Source organism: Natronorubrum thiooxidans (genome assembly GCF_900156475.1).
GTDB lineage: Archaea > Halobacteriota > Halobacteria > Halobacteriales > Natrialbaceae > Natronorubrum > Natronorubrum thiooxidans.
The window spans coordinates 1-2390 of the sequence record NZ_FTNR01000049.1 but is presented as its reverse complement, the minus strand read 5'-3'; the positions used below and the strand labels follow the sequence as shown (position 1 = coordinate 2390).

2 protein-coding genes are annotated in these 2390 nt (G+C 53.2%); both read left to right on the top strand.

Annotation, left to right across the window (positions count from 1 at the left end; all coding sequences use genetic code 11):
* The first annotated feature begins 299 nt into the window (after window positions 1-299).
* A complete protein-coding gene (locus BW940_RS20705) occupies window positions 300-1340 on the top strand; it encodes a hypothetical protein (RefSeq protein WP_076611032.1) in 1041 nt (346 codons plus the stop codon).
* Between the two features lie 592 nt (window positions 1341-1932).
* Window positions 1933-2331: a hypothetical protein gene (locus BW940_RS21390; RefSeq protein ID WP_143823985.1), complete on the top strand. Its 399-nt coding sequence runs from the start codon at window positions 1933-1935 to the stop codon at window positions 2329-2331.
* Window positions 2332-2390: the final 59 nt, after the last annotated feature.

Sequence of the window (2390 nt, the reverse complement as noted above, 5' to 3'; positions counted from 1 at the left end):
AGAGCGTCGCGGAGGTCGTCGAGGGTGGCGGCATCAAGCGTGGACATACCCTATAATCACACTCTAGCCTAAAGAATATTCAGCCGACAGTATAAAGTTGAAACCACAATAGGCTACGTGAAGGGGAGATTTGGAAACCGCACGTATACGGTAAACAACGCGCGAAAGCCAGCAGACGTTCTGATTGGCCCGTTCGATGCGCTTCCGCCTCCATGGCGACCTCGGGTGCTGAATGACCGGAGAGATGATAACATCTATCTATGCGCTCACAGTCAACCACGACAGCGAGAACTCTTGATATGCCTACTCTGAAAAAAAAGACGGAGGACGAGAAGGAAGACGAGTGGTACATTCATATCCCCAATAAGAACGGCGGCGCTCCGCCGGTGTACACGATTCAGGTCAAAGACGAAGGTCGAGACATACTGCTTGATCTGAACCTTAACCACGTGAACGCGCCCAATCGGAAGGCAGACCTCGACTGGGATCTGTTCTACACTCTCGACGAGCTCGGCCTGCTCTACACATATAACACGGACTACGAACCCGGCGATGCTGTTCCATCGTCAGGCACATTTAAACACCTCGACGGCCTATCCGACTCTCAGCGCGCCTCCTTCGCCAATTCTCTGCTTGACCGCTTCTCTACAGCCACCCTGTTCCAGCACGAGCACATCCTCGATTTCTTCCTCACGCTGGAGGACTTGCCCGAACGCCACCGTACTGAACTGCTCGTCCGCCTGCTTGCCGATACGCCGTTTGACGTGGACCCCATTGAGGACTCGAAGAAGGTGTTCGCCAACTACGCCAAGTACCTGATCGACTCCGACACAGAAGGCTACAATCCGGTTCTGCTGGCCCTCGTTGTGCACTTCGCGTACAAGTCGTGGGACGACGGTCCCGAGATCTATAACGACCTCATCTCATCCAACGAGGGTCGTCCGGTCTGGATATGGGAAGACTGGGTGTCGATGGCAGGCGGCGAACTGATGTTCTATTCGGTCGTGGAGGAGATGGACAATCAGATACCCGACCCACTGTACGACCTTGCCGTGAGAATGTCCGACGGCTACGGCGGACGCCTTTACAATTGGCTCGAATGTGAAATGTCCGCGCTGTGTGCCGCGCAAACTGTTGCCGAGATGGGGGAACAGAACTGGGCCCTCCACGAATTTGCCAAGGCGGGCTTCTCGAGCGGGTGGGCGTCCCATTGCGTAATTCTCCCGCGCCCGCCAAACCACACGGAGCCCACCCCGGGCGACGCGTTCGATGAAGCCGTTACCGACGCCAAATCGGAACTTGTCGCCAAGGCAGAGCGTATTGATTTCTCCACCGACTGACCAGCCCTTGAGCCGATCGCAGTCTACACGTATTGTCCTTCTGACACTGTGCTCCGTGCTTCGATCTTGTACAAAGGAGGTACTGAAACAGAACATACTGAGCCAATAGCTGCTGTTAGATTACCTACCGACGAGTTAGATACGCTCGCTACCGCGTTCACGGACGGTCAATTGGTCGGCTTTGAAGGTGTTCCAACGGTCGGTGCTCAGGCGAGTCAGCAGTTCTTTGTCGAGGAGTTCGCCGATGTGACGTAGTACAATGGTGATGTTGCTAAAATTACATTTGGGTGATTGAATGCTGTGGCTGGTGAACCCACCAAATTAACCACAGGGTATCTACATACCCGGGGTTAATTCGGCGGGGACAGAACTGCGAGCGGCTTGAGGTCGTTCGCGTCAAATTCCTTATTGAGATATGTCCCTCCCATCCTCCATGAATGTATAGGGGCCAGTGACGACCTGCTCGAGGAACTCATAGTGAGCAATATCACGCTCGTGTTCACACGCTCAGTTGGAAATTGGATGACGGCAGGGATCTCAAACATTACGCCGAGAGCGAAGGTTCTATTTTCTAACGGCAAAACGGGACGGTATGCCTGATGACCGCCGAATGACTACAGACCGATTTTTTGGAGGTATCGATAATCGACTCCAGAATCTTCGGTCGATGTTGGTGTATGTGGATTCGACAGGGCCTGAAGAACCCGAGTTGTGGAAGTGGCTGAGAGTGAATACGACCGCAGAGCGCGATTCAACAATAGAGCAGTATGTCGGGTTTCAGCGTTCAATCGAACTCTTGACAATAGATAACGGCCGATACCAGACAACGGCTCGAGGAGCAAAATACGCCGAAACTGGCGAAATCAAAACCGTTGTTGATGCTCTCTTTGAACACGTCAAAGGATTCGAAACGATTCTACAAGCAATCGATGGAGGAGATAATACCTCCAAAGAGCATTGGTCTTTAGTTAGGCCTCAGCTGCCGGTTTGATGGCGGTAGCGAGTTGTTCCTGGAGAACCGGCCGTTGTTTGTGGATCTTCTTCGCGTCG